General features: G+C 43.1%; 15 protein-coding genes. 10 read left to right on the forward strand and 5 right to left on the reverse strand.

The annotated features are described in order from the left end of the window. Positions 1-52: 52 nt before the first annotated feature. Positions 53-2,377, reverse strand: coding sequence for a TOTE conflict system archaeo-eukaryotic primase domain-containing protein (locus tag ADU22_RS12755; protein WP_053362490.1), 2,325 nt, complete (start codon positions 2,375-2,377; stop codon positions 53-55). 325 nt (positions 2,378-2,702) lie between these two features. Between ADU22_RS12755 and ADU22_RS12760 the strand changes: the two genes are divergently transcribed. The 3 genes from ADU22_RS12760 to ADU22_RS12770 all read left to right on the forward strand — a co-directional run bounded on the left by ADU22_RS12760 (position 2,703) and on the right by ADU22_RS12770 (position 4,418). Further along, on the forward strand, positions 2,703-3,092 hold the full coding sequence (locus ADU22_RS12760) for a hypothetical protein (protein WP_053362491.1): 390 nt from the start codon (positions 2,703-2,705) through the stop codon (positions 3,090-3,092). 87 nt (positions 3,093-3,179) lie between these two features. Further along, positions 3,180-3,428 carry a hypothetical protein gene (locus ADU22_RS12765; RefSeq protein ID WP_053362492.1) on the forward strand — a complete coding sequence of 83 codons (249 nt, stop codon included), beginning with the start codon at positions 3,180-3,182 and terminating at the stop codon, positions 3,426-3,428. Positions 3,429-3,827: 399 nt separating this feature from the next. Then, entirely contained in the window at positions 3,828-4,418 is a 591-nt protein-coding gene (locus ADU22_RS12770; RefSeq protein ID WP_156324346.1) for a hypothetical protein, read from the forward strand. A gap of 488 nt (positions 4,419-4,906) precedes the next feature. Here the strand turns inward: ADU22_RS12770 and ADU22_RS12775 are convergent, their stop codons facing one another. The 4 genes from ADU22_RS12775 to ADU22_RS12790 all read right to left on the reverse strand — a co-directional run bounded on the left by ADU22_RS12775 (position 4,907) and on the right by ADU22_RS12790 (position 8,544). Then, positions 4,907-5,671, reverse strand: a complete 765-nt coding sequence (locus tag ADU22_RS12775) for a divergent polysaccharide deacetylase family protein (RefSeq protein WP_053362494.1) — start codon at positions 5,669-5,671, stop codon at positions 4,907-4,909. Positions 5,672-5,778: 107 nt separating this feature from the next. Continuing rightward, positions 5,779-7,092, reverse strand: a complete 1,314-nt coding sequence (locus ADU22_RS12780; protein ID WP_053362495.1) for a DUF4179 domain-containing protein — start codon at positions 7,090-7,092, stop codon at positions 5,779-5,781. Continuing rightward, positions 7,068-7,607, reverse strand: a complete 540-nt coding sequence (locus tag ADU22_RS12785; RefSeq protein WP_053362496.1) for a sigma-70 family RNA polymerase sigma factor — start codon at positions 7,605-7,607, stop codon at positions 7,068-7,070. Before ADU22_RS12785 ends, ADU22_RS12780 begins: the two co-directional genes overlap by 25 nt. Before the next feature lie 262 nt (positions 7,608-7,869). Further along, a complete protein-coding gene (locus ADU22_RS12790) occupies positions 7,870-8,544 on the reverse strand; it encodes a Crp/Fnr family transcriptional regulator (protein ID WP_053362497.1) in 675 nt (224 codons plus the stop codon). Between the two features lie 229 nt (positions 8,545-8,773). Between ADU22_RS12790 and ADU22_RS12795 the strand changes: the two genes are divergently transcribed. The 7 genes from ADU22_RS12795 to ADU22_RS12825 all read left to right on the forward strand — a co-directional run bounded on the left by ADU22_RS12795 (position 8,774) and on the right by ADU22_RS12825 (position 14,905). Continuing rightward, entirely contained in the window at positions 8,774-10,051 is a 1,278-nt protein-coding gene (locus tag ADU22_RS12795; RefSeq protein WP_053362498.1) for an SLC13 family permease, read from the forward strand. Between the two features lie 130 nt (positions 10,052-10,181). Beyond that, a complete protein-coding gene (locus ADU22_RS12800) occupies positions 10,182-11,069 on the forward strand; it encodes a DUF6282 family protein (RefSeq protein WP_053362499.1) in 888 nt (295 codons plus the stop codon). Positions 11,070-11,117: 48 nt separating this feature from the next. Beyond that, the gene (locus tag ADU22_RS12805; protein ID WP_069187982.1) at positions 11,118-11,501 is read left to right on the forward strand and encodes a cupin domain-containing protein; all 384 of its coding nucleotides are present in this window, start codon (positions 11,118-11,120) and stop codon (positions 11,499-11,501) included. Positions 11,502-11,588: 87 nt separating this feature from the next. Beyond that, on the forward strand, positions 11,589-12,374 hold the full coding sequence (locus tag ADU22_RS12810; protein ID WP_053362501.1) for an HpcH/HpaI aldolase family protein: 786 nt from the start codon (positions 11,589-11,591) through the stop codon (positions 12,372-12,374). Positions 12,375-12,587: 213 nt separating this feature from the next. Then, positions 12,588-13,151, forward strand: a complete 564-nt coding sequence (locus ADU22_RS12815) for a class I SAM-dependent methyltransferase (RefSeq protein WP_053362502.1) — start codon at positions 12,588-12,590, stop codon at positions 13,149-13,151. A gap of 15 nt (positions 13,152-13,166) precedes the next feature. After that, positions 13,167-13,853 (forward strand): response regulator transcription factor, encoded by a 687-nt coding sequence (locus ADU22_RS12820; RefSeq protein ID WP_069188073.1) that lies wholly within the window; start codon positions 13,167-13,169, stop codon positions 13,851-13,853. After that, positions 13,850-14,905, forward strand: a complete 1,056-nt coding sequence (locus ADU22_RS12825) for a sensor histidine kinase (protein ID WP_053362504.1) — start codon at positions 13,850-13,852, stop codon at positions 14,903-14,905. Before ADU22_RS12820 ends, ADU22_RS12825 begins: the two co-directional genes overlap by 4 nt. Positions 14,906-14,969: the final 64 nt, after the last annotated feature.

Here is a 14,969-nt window from a genome sequence, read left to right on the forward strand (position 1 = left end):
ACTGGAAGAGGCTGACATTCTGATAAGGAGACGTAAAGATAATCCTCTAGTTTCAAAACAACCTCATTTGCTCGGCGCTATCCTTGTTTTCTCCATCCCTCACATATCCCATCGTCTTGTATCCGCTCTGTCTTTTGGCAAACATCTTCTCCAGCACAGGTACTCGCTTGTCTACATAATCATAAACTCGAACTTCCTGTTTGTTGTCATGCAGCCGATGGAGACGCCCGACATATTGCTGCAGGGTACCTTTCCAGGAGATTGGCATCGCCAGAAATAGGGTGTCGAGCCGGGCATCGTCAAAGCCTTCTCCAATGAATTTCCCGGTTGCAATTACAAGCCGTTCTTCAGATTCAGGCGTGTCTGCTAGTCGCTCAAGTTCTATTTTTTGCTCTTTTTTTGAAAGATTACCAGAAAGCACAATAATATTTTTGGCAAACCCTTTGAACTTTTCTCGCAAAAATTCCAAATGTTCAATCCGCTCGGTTAAAATAATGGGGGAGCGCCCTTCGTCAAGTGCATGCAAAACATCATCGAACAGCTGCTGGTTTCGCTTTTTATCCCTTGCCAACGCTTTATATAGATCCTGGATGTTATCCGATTTGGAAGTAAAGTCGGTGCTCCTGACAATGAGCTTGTGCACGAATGGCCGGACCTTTGCCTGGCTCCGAGCGTCCACTTTATACCTAACCGGCCCGCATTGCATAAAGATTATAGGGTGCAAGCCATCTTTCCTGATTGGTGTTGCCGTTAGCCCGTATACGTACTTTGCCCGAACATGCTTTAAAACTCGTTCAAACGTAAATGCCGAGATATGATGGCACTCATCGACAATAATTTGACCGTACTGGGTAATAAAACTTTTTACTTCTCCTTTATAGGCAAGGCTTTGCAGTGTTACTACATCAACCTTCCCGGTAATTCGTTGTTTTCCCCCGCCTACTTCACCAATTTCCTTCTTCTGCAAATTCAAAAAAGCAGAAAGCTGGCTGACCCATTGCTGTTTGAGTTGAGTTTTATCAACAATGATTAACGTATTCACTTTTCGTTCAGCAATTAAAGCGGCCGCACATACCGTTTTTCCGAATCCAGTGGTAGCAGATAATACTCCATGAGGATGAATTCTCAGTTGAGAAACCGCATCAGCCTGTTGGGAGGTTAATTCTCCTGCAAACTGAACTTCGAGCGGCAAGCCTTCATAGCTTTCATCCTCAAACGTAACTTCCACCCCAAAATCTGCAAGCAATTCCTCCACATCTTCCTTGCAACCCCGAGGAAGGATGAAATGGCGAGGATCTTCACTGGAACAATTAATGACCCTAGGAATTCCGGCAGTCGAAAGCCTTTTTGACTGTGCTTTGTAGTACTCAGGATTAGTAATTGTGACAAGCTCAATCAACTTCGCAGCAAGAGAGGATGGAAGCAGTTTCTTCTTTATATACAGTCCATTTTTAACGACTATACTTAACTTTTTAGGTAAAGGGACACTAATCTGGGGCGATTCATTCACGGATGCATCCAGCTTTTTTAAAATGGTTACAATATCTCCCTTTGACAGCTTCTGAACCCCAGACAAGTACACCCACTGGTCAGGATATGGAGTAAAGCTCTCATCAATGAAAAGGCTGTTGCCATTGATTCCGGCCTGCCTCTGCAGGGGCAGAGCAATCAAATTGCCGAAGCCGCCTTTAGGCATAGTATCCTGGTTGGGAAACATCCTGTCGAAGGAATCCATTCCTACTTCATGCCGCACTTCCATTGTTTTAGACAAGAGCGCATATCCAAGCTTCCGGGCAAACGCTGCTTCAATATTATTAGAAAAGAAAAACCACACATGCGCTCCATTGCCCGAACGCGACCGCTCCACACTGTACGGAACTCCAACAGTCTTACAAACCTGAATGAACGCTAAAACATCCTTTTGCCAATTCTGCTTGTCAAAGTCAACTGCCAGGAACGAACACGTTTCATCCTTATGCATGGGATATAAGCCGATACTATGCTCGCCGCTAAGGTGATTTTCAATGACCCTTTCAGTGACAGGCAGTAAACGGCGATGCTGGCACTCTGAACACTTAATCATAGGTTTCTGGCAAATGGGCCGGTTCCATTCATGGGCGCAGGCAGGCAAATAACCCGCTCTACCATCCTTTGCTTCCCATCTAAGTGCATAAACATCGGTCCGTCCCTTAAAAAGGCTTCTGTATAACTGAACCTTTGCAGAAAGGGGGGAATGCTTGGTCACAATTTCATGGTTTTCAATTTTATTTTTATTCTGCTGGAGAAGATCTCGAATCTGTTTCTTGAGATAGATATTCTCCTTCCTCAAACGCATGCATTCGGCAATCCAGTCTTCCAGTGTTCTATTTTTATTCATGGCAATTCCTCGAGTAGTTAATTTGTTTCTATTGTAAGGGATGGGGGTAGGGAGAACAACGGATTGAGGTCATACTGTTCACAAAATTGTAGAATATCCTTGAATATGCAAACTTTTTATTTTACCAGGCGTGGTATAATTTTTCCGAAAAGGAGGCCAATTTGAGAAAAAACAAATCGTGTAATCTTCCCCTTCATTCTTCTTCATTTTATACCCACATTGTACTTTTCGTAATTACTCCAAGATTGAATCTCATAAACCAAATGGACAACTGAATAATGGGAATGTTACCTGTTCAATCACGTCATTTAAAAGGAGCGGTATTATGCAGGCTGTGCTTAGTAAAATTGCTAAAAGCATCACTGTTTGTTATTCAGAAGTATTCCCTGATCAGGAAAATGACTATTTTCACTTGGTTTATATGGGTAAGTTGTTTATGATTGCGGATTCTTACTGTATGAATCCAGATTGTAAATGCCAGGAGGCGGTTCTGCATTTTGTTCAAGTTTTCCCCCGAGAGCGGAAGAAAGCTGACAGTTTTATGGTTAGGTTTAAACTCAACGGCAGACCATTTAAAATTCATGACCAAGGCAAATTCCATCGAAGTGAAATCAAGTCCATCATGATGCATTTTAATGCCGATAACAAAATTCAAGAACTTTTGAATGACCGGTTTAAGGAAATGAGGGAAAAAGTAAATCAAATCCTAAGTTAAGCTACCAAAACTGCTATACGACGGTTCGTGGCTTTAGCCGGTAGTGTGATATAATCAAATAAGTAAAACCACAAGGCGGTGAAAGGTTTGAGTGTAGATCGCGAAGAGTTAAAGCGAATGATTGACCAAATACCTGAACAAGATGCTCTTGAGGTGTATGATTTTATTGAATACTTAAACATGAAGAGGAAGACAGAAACAATAAATGAGATGGAAGTTGATTATCTTGCAAAAGATGAGAAGCTTTTAAATCAGGTTAAAAAAAGTCGTGAGGATCGTAAGAGTGGACGTATATACAACAAAGAACAAGGGCTTGACTTTCTTCGGGAGACTTGAAGTGTGGACATGGAATATAGTGTTTTCTGGTCGCAAGCTGCCTTAAACGAACTCAGGAGTATTCTTGCTTATCCTGTAGATGTAAAGGAAAGGATTTTTTAGGTTCGTTTAGTCGACTTTCTCATGCACCTACTCTTACAGCAAAGAAAATACCTAATGGTATGCTGGAAGGATATTGGGTCAGACTTGGACTTTATCAGGTTATTCTAGTATTTGAAGTTGATGAAGAGTGCTCCGTCGTTTGGATTGATGGTATAAAACATAAAAGGGAAAATGTGTATTGGAGAAAATAATTAATTCTATAAATATAGAACATCTACATTAAATTGTAGGTGTTTTTTTGCGGAAGAGGATGTTAGGCTTTAAAGCCGGCTAGTACCCGGTTGGGGAAAGTGGCCAATGCTTAAACAGACAATGAGGTACTACATGAATAATAAGATAATAATAAGCCTGCCGAACTGCCCGAAATGCGGAAGTGAAAATACAAGCGACGAGCATCCATCCATGTTATATATCGATAACGCTCCTCCTGATTACCCTTTTGAAGTTGAAAAAGGGAAAGCGAGGTACTATTGCCTCGACTGCGGTCATAAATGGAAAAAGTACCGGGGCAGAAAGCCGTACAGCACAATTAAAAGGATTGAAACTTTTGCGGGGGGATATCCCGGACCATTCTTCAAGGTGAAAATTGATATAGAAAATGGCAAGGCCGAACATATCCACTATTCATTCGGAGATACAATTGAGCAACAGAATGTTTTATTAATTTCAGATGAAGCAAAAGAATGGTTGCTCTCTGAACTATATAAATGTGACTTCCTGAATTGGTCCGAAGAATATTTCAGGATGGCCATGGACGGCAGCCATTGGTCAGTTAGAATCGAGTATGATACCTATTGCGAAATAAAAACCGGCAGCAATCACTTTCCAGCAAAATGGGCCAAGTTTTGTAAGGCTGTCAGCAAGATTAGTGGAGGAGAGTTTTACTAGTTTTGTACCTCTTTGAAATGACATAGAAAGCAAGAATCAGTGCATAGTAAAGAATTTTTGCTAGGTTTTATAATCAAATATTAGCCTCCCTTATCCGTTTTAAGTCACTCATCCATCGAAAGGAGTTATTTTTCACGTGATTTTGCGACTTTTTGCAAGTAAGGATATTGAATAATACAAGTAGGGGTATCAAATAATACGAGTACTAGTATTAAATATACATTTAATGCTGGTAAGGGAAAATATAATGCTGGTTAGGCGCGATATAATGCTGGTTAGCACAGCTTTATTGCGAGTACTAGGTTTATAGCAGCGAATTTATTGCCAGTACTAGCATTAAATTGACCGGTTCGGGTCGTTTTAACCGAGTACTAGGATTAAAATATTGCAGGTCAGAATGGTCAAACTTCTGATCGAAAGCGGTCTTAAACCAATTCTTGCTCATGGACCTCAAAAAACGCAGGGTACGGCCCTGCGCTTCTGTTTCCCTATTCTATAAATGGAGGGGTGATCAGTTCTGAAAGGGTGACGAGTTCGGCTTCTTTTTCGTACTCTGGGATATAGGTTTTCAATGCACTGACGACTCGGTCGCCGGTGATTCCAACATGTCCAATGGCGATGATTTGTTTGTGTTTTCGTAACTGGTCCACAATTTTGGAAGCTTGGCGATAGATATGTTGTTCAGAATAGACATGGTCAAAAAATAACTCATTTTCCAAATAAGGCACCGATAATTCTTTCGCCAGCTTTGGAATCACACTCTTATCTGTTGTTTTGCTATCAAGGTAATAGAGATTCCGTTCCTTGCAAACCTCCAGAATAATCCTCATGATTCGTTCATCCTCGGTTACCTTTGAGCCCATATGATGATTCATCCCTACTGCAAATGGAACTTCATCAATCGCCTTTTCGATCCTGTTTCTGATTTCTTCATCACTTAAATCAGTTGTGATGGATCCCGGCCCAAGCCAGCTTTTCTTCCCGCGCTTCGGTTCCATTGGCATATGGACAATCACTTCATGCCCCTTTTTATGGGCCAGCTCAGCGTCCTGTTTCGTCGTCGGCAAGAAAGGCATAACCGCTATAGTAAGGGGGATAGGAAGACTCAGCATATCGCTTGTTCCTTTCATATCATTACCGAAATCATCAATCACAATGGCAAGTGTTTTCTTCGGTACTGGTTCTGCCAGGGCAGGGCTTGAAGCCGTGAAACTAAATAGGAGCAGAATCAGGGTAAGAATTCTTATTTTCATACGTATCTCCTTTTTCTTCTTAAGTTCTCACTCCATCAAGATTTATATCCCTATTGACAGGAGAAATTACAAAAGGTTGCCCCAGTACAGAGGGCAACCCAATTTACCTATTCGAGGACCATCTTCTCCTTTAAATCAATCTTGATCTCCAATTCCTTCAGATACTGAAGGGAGTTCTTTGTAACGGTCGCGAGGATGATATCTTGTAAATCCGTAATCCCGGTAAAAGTGGCCTGGTATTGATTAGCGGTTCCATCGACCCGTACAGCGGCCTCGGCCGAATCAAAACGGTTTCCCGCTGAATCTTCCAGCCATAAGGCGTTCGCCTGGCGATACGCGTCATCGCCGTCGATCTCATACGTGAAAGTGATGCCTCCGTTCCGCTCCTCTGCCCGCAGCACTGTTATCGAACCTATTCCACCCTGGGAAAGAGTCACCTGTTTACCTTCCCATTTTTTCTTGATCAGCACAGGAGGGGTTTCTTTAAATTCATCAAGGTAAGGCTTTATGATCAGGAATTCCGGTAAGTCATCGACCGGTTCAAAGGAATGGGTGAAGGTGTGGGTGACTTTTCCTTTCACCGGGCCGCCGCCCCCGCCGCCTGAGCTAAAAGGCTCCAGGACACGTCCTTGGTTGTCGACAACCTGATAATCCAGATAATCATAGGTATTTTCCGTAAAGGCTTTTTCATCCATTACAAGACGAAAAGAAAGTTCTGTCGAGGTAGGGAAGAAGGTAAGCCTGTCGTAAAGGATGGCCAAGTCCTGGGTCTCTTTTTTCTTATTTATAGAAAAAACCCGGTTGTTTCCTTTTTTTTCAACAGGAAGCTTGACGACCCAGGACCTTCCTTCGCGTGGACGGACCACGAGTGTGAAAGATTCGGGGATCTTTTCCCGGAACCTTAGACTTACTGTACCGGCATAAACTCCTTCTTCCATTTCTGTTTCCTTTCCTCCCATCCCGGAGCTGACAGGCCCTTTTTCAATGGAAAATTCCAGATTGCCCAGAAAATGACTGGATGTCCTGCTTCCCATGCTTTCCCTGATATAGCCAACATGGATGTCTCCGCCGTCATACATGGTTTCTGTAAAAGTAACCAGCTGCCCGTCAATCTCGACCTGCTCCCCAAGCTCGGTTGCCAGCCCGGCTTGCTGGCCCTTTTTCTGGCCAATATTACCGACAAATTCAAAGGCTGACCCAACCACCGGGAGCTCCTTTAGCGTATTGGCAATAGCAGGAGAGACCATTGAAATGCCCAGCGATAAGGCTATAGCGGCTGCAGCTGCTCCCAGTCCCAGGTACAACTTACGTTTCGGGTTCCTGCGGCGCAGATGCTTTAGCGTCTCTTCTATCCTATGTTCAACCAGATCGGGCAAAGGGGAGTTTGCATCCTTTTTTAATTCCTTTTCCCATTTTTCCATGTCTCTACCTCCTCGTCTTTCGCAATGAGCTGCTGCATTTTCTCCCTTGCCCGCCGTAATCTGGTTTTCACCGTGTTTTCGGGTATATCTAAAATAAGGGCCAAGTCATGAATCGATAAGTCCTCAATATAAAACAATTTTAAAATGTGCTTCTGTTCTTCAGGCAGGGAATCAAGCAGCTCATGAACCTCGATCTTTTCAAATCCCTTCTCCCTTAAAGCCGGCTCTGCATATTCCTCCATCGAGACAAGCTTTTTCCGCTGCCGGTGGATTTGGTGACATTCGTTCAAGAGAATCCGGATCAGCCAGGTTTTAAAATAACGCGGTTCACGCAGGGTCCTCATTCCGCGGAATGCTTTAAGGATGGCCTCCTGAATCGCATCCGCACAATCTTCATCACGGGGAAGGACGGTCCTGGCCACCCGGTACATCGTCCCTTTATGTTCAGTAATCAGCCTTTCAAAGGAAGCTACATTCCCTTTTATGGCCCGTTTCACTTCCTTGATCTCATCCAAAATCCCTGCCCCTTTCTTTCTGTCTATCAGTTAGATACACAAGTCGATGGTTTGGTTTCATTATAATGATAAAAATAGGAAATGTTTTCGGTCATAAAGAAAAATGGCGCAAACCAATAGTTGGTTCGCACCTTTTTCTTCCAGCTTAGGTGATTTTTAAAGGAGGGAGCATCAGGAGTTTTGGCTATACCTGCAGAAACAGCAGGCAGTCAGCGTGGTAAGGGGCAATATTTTGCGTGTTGGTTGGGGATGAACTGTGCAATCAGGAAACAAAATCAGGATTGCAGTTGAGTTTAAGTGCATCCGGGTCAAGGACTTCAATGCAATTTCTGGATGTTTTAATGATGCCCTGGTCTCGCAACACCTTCAGGGAGCGTGCGACCTCGAGCCTTTTCTCCCCGATGATTTCGCCGATTTCGGCCTGGGTAAGGTTGATTCCCATCTTGTTCAAATAGTGGGTATAGATGTAAACGATGTTGCAAGTCTTGACGAAGGCGGAATCATAGCTAAGGGTAATCGATTCATGCATGAAGAGGTTGGAGTGCATGATGACATAATCCAGCATCGCGATGCTTAAATCAGGATTGTTCCTCAGTGCATGAAAAAAATCCTTCGGCCGAATGCGGATCGTCTCGATGTCGGTGATGGCGGTGATCGCGAAGAAATCGACATCAATATGGAAATTTCCATTGATCGGCCTGCTTAAGGAGTAGGGGCAAATCGAACCCTCACCATGGAAGCAAATCGTCTTGCTGACTCCTTCGATGTGATTGACCGATAATCTGAAAATGCCTTTCTCCACATAATACAGGTATAAAGGCTCAATATCATTGGTGATGATACTGCCTTTCTCCAGCAAATACCTTTCCCCGATTTCCAATAAAAGTGGCTTGAAATCTGTAAACTGGTTTTCGAAAAATAGATTGTTTTTACGCAAACGGCCTTTCCTCCTCTATATACAGTCCTCATTTCATCCCATTATACAACACCCACCTTTTCTTCTATTTCATTTTTAAGTGAAAATAATAAATATTGTGTATCAAATGATATCGAAAGCGCTTTCTTCTATTTTGTAAGATATAATTACAAAAGCATTTATGGAGGGTGATAGAAAATCATTTTATTGAAAAACAACCTAAATTAAAAGTATAGGAGGAAGGGATTGGATGGAAGCAATTTCTTTATTATCCCTCATCTTTGTCATCGCACTGGGAGTTTACACCAAAAAGAATATTGGCATTATCTCGCTCGCGATGGCAATCGTACTGGGAATGATCGGCGGGATATCAAGCAATGAGATTGTAGCTGGTTTTCCTACGAGTCTATTCCTGAATTTGTTTGGAATGTTTTTCTTCTTCGCGATTGCACAGAACAATGGATCCTTGGAACTTCTGTCCAAGAAGCTGTTTGCCTCATTTGGACGTTTGGCAGCCTTTTATCCTCTTATGGTCTTTATCGTAAGCGCTCTCATAACAGTGGTTGACCCAGGTGGCTTGACAAGTTATGTGGTGTTGCCGGCGATAACCATGAGCGTCGGGTACCAGATGGGATACAATCCTATTTTGATAGGAGTGCTGACCATCTTTGGAGCGAACGCAACCCTTATGACACCGGTGGGGGTGTTTGGGAACACAGCCAACTTGATCATCGATTCAGCAGGTTTTCCTAGTTACACGGCACAAATCCTCCTGAATGGTGTGATTCTTTTCTCAATCGCGGGGATGATCTCTTATTTCGGTTTCCGCGGGTGGAAGAGGAACCAGCCTGCTGCTGCCGCGTCTTTGGAGGCTGATGCAGGCCCAATCGAACTTCCGGTTATGAATGGCCAGCAAAAGCTAACCTTGCTGATGCTGGTATTGATGATATTGGCCATCATGTTTTTAAAAACGCATGCTGGACTCACGGCGCTGTTTTTCAGCATCATCCTGCTGCTGGCTAAGACTGCCGATGAAAAAAGTGCCTTTGTCGGTGTTCCCTGGGAAACGATCTTCCTGTGCATCGGGATTGGGAATCTTCTGAGCGTCATTGATACCCTGGGCGGGTTGACCCTTTTGGCTAGCGTGCTGTCTTCCGTTTCGACGGAGTGGACGCTGGCACCTCTGCTTGGAATCACTTCGTCGATTATGTCCTTTTTCGCACTTGCAATTGCGGGGCCGATTCCCACTTTGATTTCGACAGTGGAATCGCTGAATGCATCGACTGGCAATTCGTTCATGGATGTGGAACTGATCAGCACAGTCATCAATGGCGGATTCACCGCTTCCATTAGTCCCTTGTCGCTAGGTGGCGCTATGGTCCTGGCCGCCTATGGGACATTATTCAAACCTACTGCGGAAGAAAGAACGAGAGTCTTTAACATGCTGTTCCTGGTGGCCATCGTGATTTCCATCATCGCCGGTATCCTGGCAAACACCGGTATATACAGGATCACGGCCGGGATCTAATTCTCGCTTGCCCTATTTTTATCAAAAACTATCAACCTTAATGGCACAATCCTTCACACCAGCAGTGAGGGAGGCCGGGCTATCAGGGCATTAAGTCTGGCAATTCATAAGATTGTAAGGAGGAATAGCTATGGATAGAAGTATTTTAAAAGGGATGTATGATGTGCATGTGCACTGCGGGCCATCCACAGCGAAACGATCAGTGGATGCGGCCGAGATGCTTAAGCTGGCGGAAGAAGCTGGCTATGCAGGATTCGTGGTAAAAGATCACTATGTTCCTGCACTCCTGGGGACGAAAATGGTTGAGAAGCATTTAGGAAACGGTACCTGCAAGGTTTACGGATGCCTGGTTTTGAACAACGCGGTTGGCGGCCTAAATGTCAATGCAGTGGATAAAGCCCGGCAATTGGGAACGGCCATGGTTTACTTTCCGACGGTCTCTTCTAAAACGCATATCGACAATCATAAAGGTTCGGCATTTGTGGGTGGAGCAGGCGCTTCGGAGGTAGAGGAAGAGCCCATCGTCATCGCCGATGAAAACGGAATTCTTAATCCGAAAGCGGTGGAAGTAATTGAGTACATGGCCAAACACGATATGGTCTTGGCTACCGGGCATGGCAATGAGATCGAAGTGGACGCCACAGTCAAGAAAGCCTTTGAACTGGGGATGAAGCGTGTCCTCGTAACGCATCCGCATTATCAGGTAGGAGCTACGATTGAAGATATGAAGAGATGGGCGGAAATGGGCGCCTATATCGAGATTAACGCTTGTGTGTTTAAAGATAGCGGTTCGAAAGTGGAAGCAGTAATAGATCTGTCCGTGGCCAAAGAGATGATCGATGCTTGTGGCGTGGACTCCATCATCATCGATACCGATTATGGACAGGCTGCCAATGGTTCACCGGTAGAAGGAATGTATAATTTCGTCAAAGCCCTGGAAGAACATTTTGGCATCACCGAAGAAGAAATTAACATCATGACCAAAAAGAATCCGAAAGAGCTGTTCAATTTTCAATAAGGATAAAAATGAACCAAAAATAAGGATAAAAAACAGGAGGATATAAAAATGACAAAAATTGATTATGGTAATCTGGATAACCTGCCTTGGCAATTTGTGAGAGAAGGCATCACGCGGAAGGTATTCGGCATGGGCGCCGAGCATATTAACCTGACAATCAATAAAATCGAGAATGGCAATGAGAAGAAACCGCATTCCCATGAAGAAAATGAGCAGATTGCGCTTATCCTCGAAGGTGAGTGTGACTATTATGTGGATGGTTCTCCGTACCGCATGACCAAAGGTTCCTGGATTACGATTCCAGCTGGCGTTGAGCATTATATCGATGTCTATGACAGTCCTGTGCCAGTGCTTAATATGGACATCTTCTATCCACTGAGAGAAGAGTACAACGAATCCTATGCTAAGTTCATTGAGAACTACCGTAAATAAATACAATAATATGTTTCGCTTAAAATGTGCTGGCCACTTGGAAGTTTATTAAGTGGTCAGCAACTGGTTCAAAGGAGAGGGTATGGAATGAAGATGCGAAATTTAGTCAAGGAGAAGCTGGAAAACAACGGGTATGTGTTGGGTGCGTTCGTCGCTTCCGGCTCACCGACTAATGTAGAAATTTTAGGACTTAATGAGCTCGATTTCGTCCTCATTGATAAGGAGCATGCCCAAACCGATATGGAAACCATGGTGAATATGATACGGGCCGCGGAACTATATGATATGGCGCCGCTTGCCCGTGTCTATGACCCTCATGATGGTCCGATGATGGCGCGAATGCTGGATGTCGGGATTCATGGGTTGATGATCCCCATGGTGGAAACGAAGGAACATGCTCAATATATTATTGAGCATATGAAGCTCGCGCCATTGGGGAAAAGAGGGATAGGCGCCGGCCGCGGACCAAGATGGGGATGGTATGAAGATTACAACAAAGGCGAAGCGAACGATAACACCTATGTTATCATGCAGTGTGAAACAAGGAAGGGCGTCGAAAATATAGAAGAGATTTGCCAAACGCCAGGCCTTGACTGCATCTTTATTGGAACCGCCGATCTGTCTCAGGATATGGGCTGCCTTGGCGACAACGACAACCCTGATCTACAAGCCGCGATTGACAAAGTGCTTCAGGCTTGCAAGAAACACCATATCGTCCCGGGAATCGTCACCGGATCGGCGGAAGCAGCAGCAAAACGAATTCAGCAAGGTTTCCAATTTGTTACCATCATGAACGACCTGGGATTCTTCAGAAGCCAGACGAAAAAACAGATTGACAGTGTTAAAAGCAGTTTGGCGGATATAAAAGTGTAAATATACTTCACTAAAAATCGAACTACAACCAGTAAAGCAGCTCAGTGGCTTTACTGGTTTTTTATTTATTTTAAATCCAGAAGTGTTTGCATGCCTTTCGCTTTTCATTCAATGGGCTATATTCTTCAACATTCTTAATAATTTCTCCCAGTATTTCTTCAGGTTTTGATTTTATGCTTAGAGTATGAAATTGAACATTTGGAGTGGAGTGAAATGAAGTCTTTTTTATTTGTACGCCAGTTTATGAAAAGTCCAAGAAGGATTGGGGCTTTTTTGCCCAGCACCCATTATCTCGCCGAGCAAATGGCAGAGGAGGTATCTTTTGAACACGCGAAGTTTATTGTCGAGTATGGTCCTGGAACAGGGGTTTTTACAGATGAAATCCTAAAAAAGAGAAGTGATGATACTTGGGTCATGCTGATTGAAAGCGACCGCAATTTTTATTCCTTTTTAAAGCGGAAATATAAAGATACCGAAAATCTTTTAATCGTAAATGGATCCGCAGAAGATATTGATCATTTTGTGAAAACGTATGATTTTAAAAGGATTGACTATATAATCTCCGGATTGCCCTTTACGAGTTTGCCAAAGCAAGTGTCTGATGATATTTTAAATAAAACCAGGAAATTGTTAGGGGAAAAAGGAAGATTTATTACTTTTCAATATACCTTATTGAAAAAGGCATACTTTAAAGAATCCTTTGGCAAAGTGACMATCAAAAGAGAATATCGGAATTTTCCTCCAGCCTATATATTGAATTGCGGCAACCAGGGATGAATGGATGTGAAAAGTTTGAATGGGAAAATATTAATTGTGGACGATGATAAAGAGATACGACACCTTATTTCCGTGTACCTGGAGAATGAGGGGCTCGAAACAACGCAGGCGGAAACGGCTTATGAAGCACTTCGTTTATTAGAGAAGCAAGAGTTCGATCTGATTATTTTAGACATCATGATGCCTGAAATGGATGGAATGGAAGCATGTATGAAAATCAGGGAAGAACGCCATATGCCCATTATCATGCTTTCCGCAAAATCGGAGGATATGGATAAGATACAAGGGCTGACTTCTGGTGCAGACGATTATCTGACAAAGCCGTTCAATCCTCTAGAGCTCATTGCCAGAGTGAAATCCCATTTAAGAAGATATAAGAAATACAACCTCCAATCAGAAGGCGAAAAGAATGTTCTTATAATAGGAGATTTAAGGATTGATACAGATACAAGGCTTGTTTATGTCGGAGAGAGGGAAGTCAGGCTGACCCCAAAGGAATTTGACATCCTCGAACTGCTGGCAAGGAACAAAGGGATTGTCATGAGTGTGAGCAAGATTTATGAATCGGTTTGGAAGGAAGATTTTTTTAAGTCCGATAACACCGTAATGGTCCATATTACGAAAATCAGGGAGAAGATTGAAGAAGAACCTAAAAAGCCGATTTATATTAAAACCATTTGGGGAGTAGGCTACAAGATATGAGGATGAGAAATAGGCTGGTTTTTAAGCTTCTAGGAAGCATTGCCATCAGTTTCGGTGTTTCCTTCCTAGTTTTGGCTGTGCTTTCCCAAACCTTTTTCAGGCTTTTTCAAGCAGATCAACTGACCGATTACGGTTTGACAATCTATAACACCCTTATGTTGATCATCATTCTTGTTTTTATTGCCGTTTTTCTTGCTCTCGTACGCGGCAGAATGATTTATTTAAAAGAGATAAGTGAGCGTGTCCACGAGATAGCAGGAGGGAACCTGGGATTGACCATAGATGTCAATGGCGAAGATGAATTGGCCCAGCTTGCCCGGAATATCAATTTCATGTCTAAAGAGCTTGAAGGTAAGTTCGAGTATGAGAGAAATTTGGAACGTTCTAAAAATGAGCTTATTACAAATGTATCCCATGATCTAAGGACCCCTTTAACTTCCATTATCGGATATCTGGATTTAATACGGAAAGGTCAGTATCGAAGTCAATTGGAGTTAAATGAGTATGTGGAAATGACCTATGCCAAGTCCCAGAGATTGAATTCATTGATTGATGAGTTGTTTGAATACACCAGATTATCAAGTCCTGATGTAAAGTTGAATTTAGAAGAGGTTGATCTATCCGCTTTATTGGAGCAAATGCTCGGCGAATACATTCCCATTTTCGACAGTCAGCAAATGACTATCGAAAAATCGATAATCGCTGAGCCTGTTATTCTGTTAATGGACGTAGAAAAAATGGTCCGTGTGTATGAAAATATTTTGATTAACGCGAAGAAATACAGTGAAAAGCCCTCCGTACTAAAGGCTGCCTTTGAGGTCCATGGCTCATCAGCTGTTTTGAGATTGTCCAATAAGACGGAGAAGCCTATTAAACAAGAGGTGAATCAGTTATTCGAACGCTTTGTAATCGGGGAAACATCCCGGAGTGACATCCAGGGGACCGGTCTGGGACTTGCCATATCGAAAAGAATTGTAGAACTGCATGGGGGACACATCACAGCGGAATATTCCGAAGGATGGCTCACCATTATAATTGAACATCGGATCTAACACATTGCTTATGAACAACAGTTTCATAAGCTTTTTTAATTTGTAAAACTTAAGAATCGTTAAG

Source organism: Bacillus sp. FJAT-27251, from assembly GCF_001273925.1.
Classification (GTDB): domain Bacteria; phylum Bacillota; class Bacilli; order Bacillales; family Cytobacillaceae; genus Mesobacillus_B.

Excerpts from the sequence above, each read along its gene's own strand:
- ADU22_RS12755 (WP_053362490.1), bottom strand. The coding sequence starts at position 2,377 with ATGAATAAAAATAGAACACTGGAAGACTGGATTGCCGAATGCATGCGT.
- ADU22_RS12760 (WP_053362491.1), top strand. The coding sequence starts at position 2,703 with ATGCAGGCTGTGCTTAGTAAAATTGCTAAAAGCATCACTGTTTGTTAT.
- ADU22_RS12770 (WP_156324346.1), top strand. The coding sequence starts at position 3,828 with ATGCTTAAACAGACAATGAGGTACTACATGAATAATAAGATAATAATA.
- ADU22_RS12775 (WP_053362494.1), bottom strand. The coding sequence starts at position 5,671 with ATGAAAATAAGAATTCTTACCCTGATTCTGCTCCTATTTAGTTTCACG.
- ADU22_RS12780 (WP_053362495.1), bottom strand. The coding sequence starts at position 7,092 with ATGGAAAAATGGGAAAAGGAATTAAAAAAGGATGCAAACTCCCCTTTG.
- ADU22_RS12795 (WP_053362498.1), top strand. The coding sequence starts at position 8,774 with ATGGAAGCAATTTCTTTATTATCCCTCATCTTTGTCATCGCACTGGGA.
- ADU22_RS12800 (WP_053362499.1), top strand. The coding sequence starts at position 10,182 with ATGGATAGAAGTATTTTAAAAGGGATGTATGATGTGCATGTGCACTGC.
- ADU22_RS12805 (WP_069187982.1), top strand. The coding sequence starts at position 11,118 with ATGACAAAAATTGATTATGGTAATCTGGATAACCTGCCTTGGCAATTT.
- ADU22_RS12810 (WP_053362501.1), top strand. The coding sequence starts at position 11,589 with ATGAAGATGCGAAATTTAGTCAAGGAGAAGCTGGAAAACAACGGGTAT.
- ADU22_RS12825 (WP_053362504.1), top strand. The coding sequence starts at position 13,850 with ATGAGGATGAGAAATAGGCTGGTTTTTAAGCTTCTAGGAAGCATTGCC.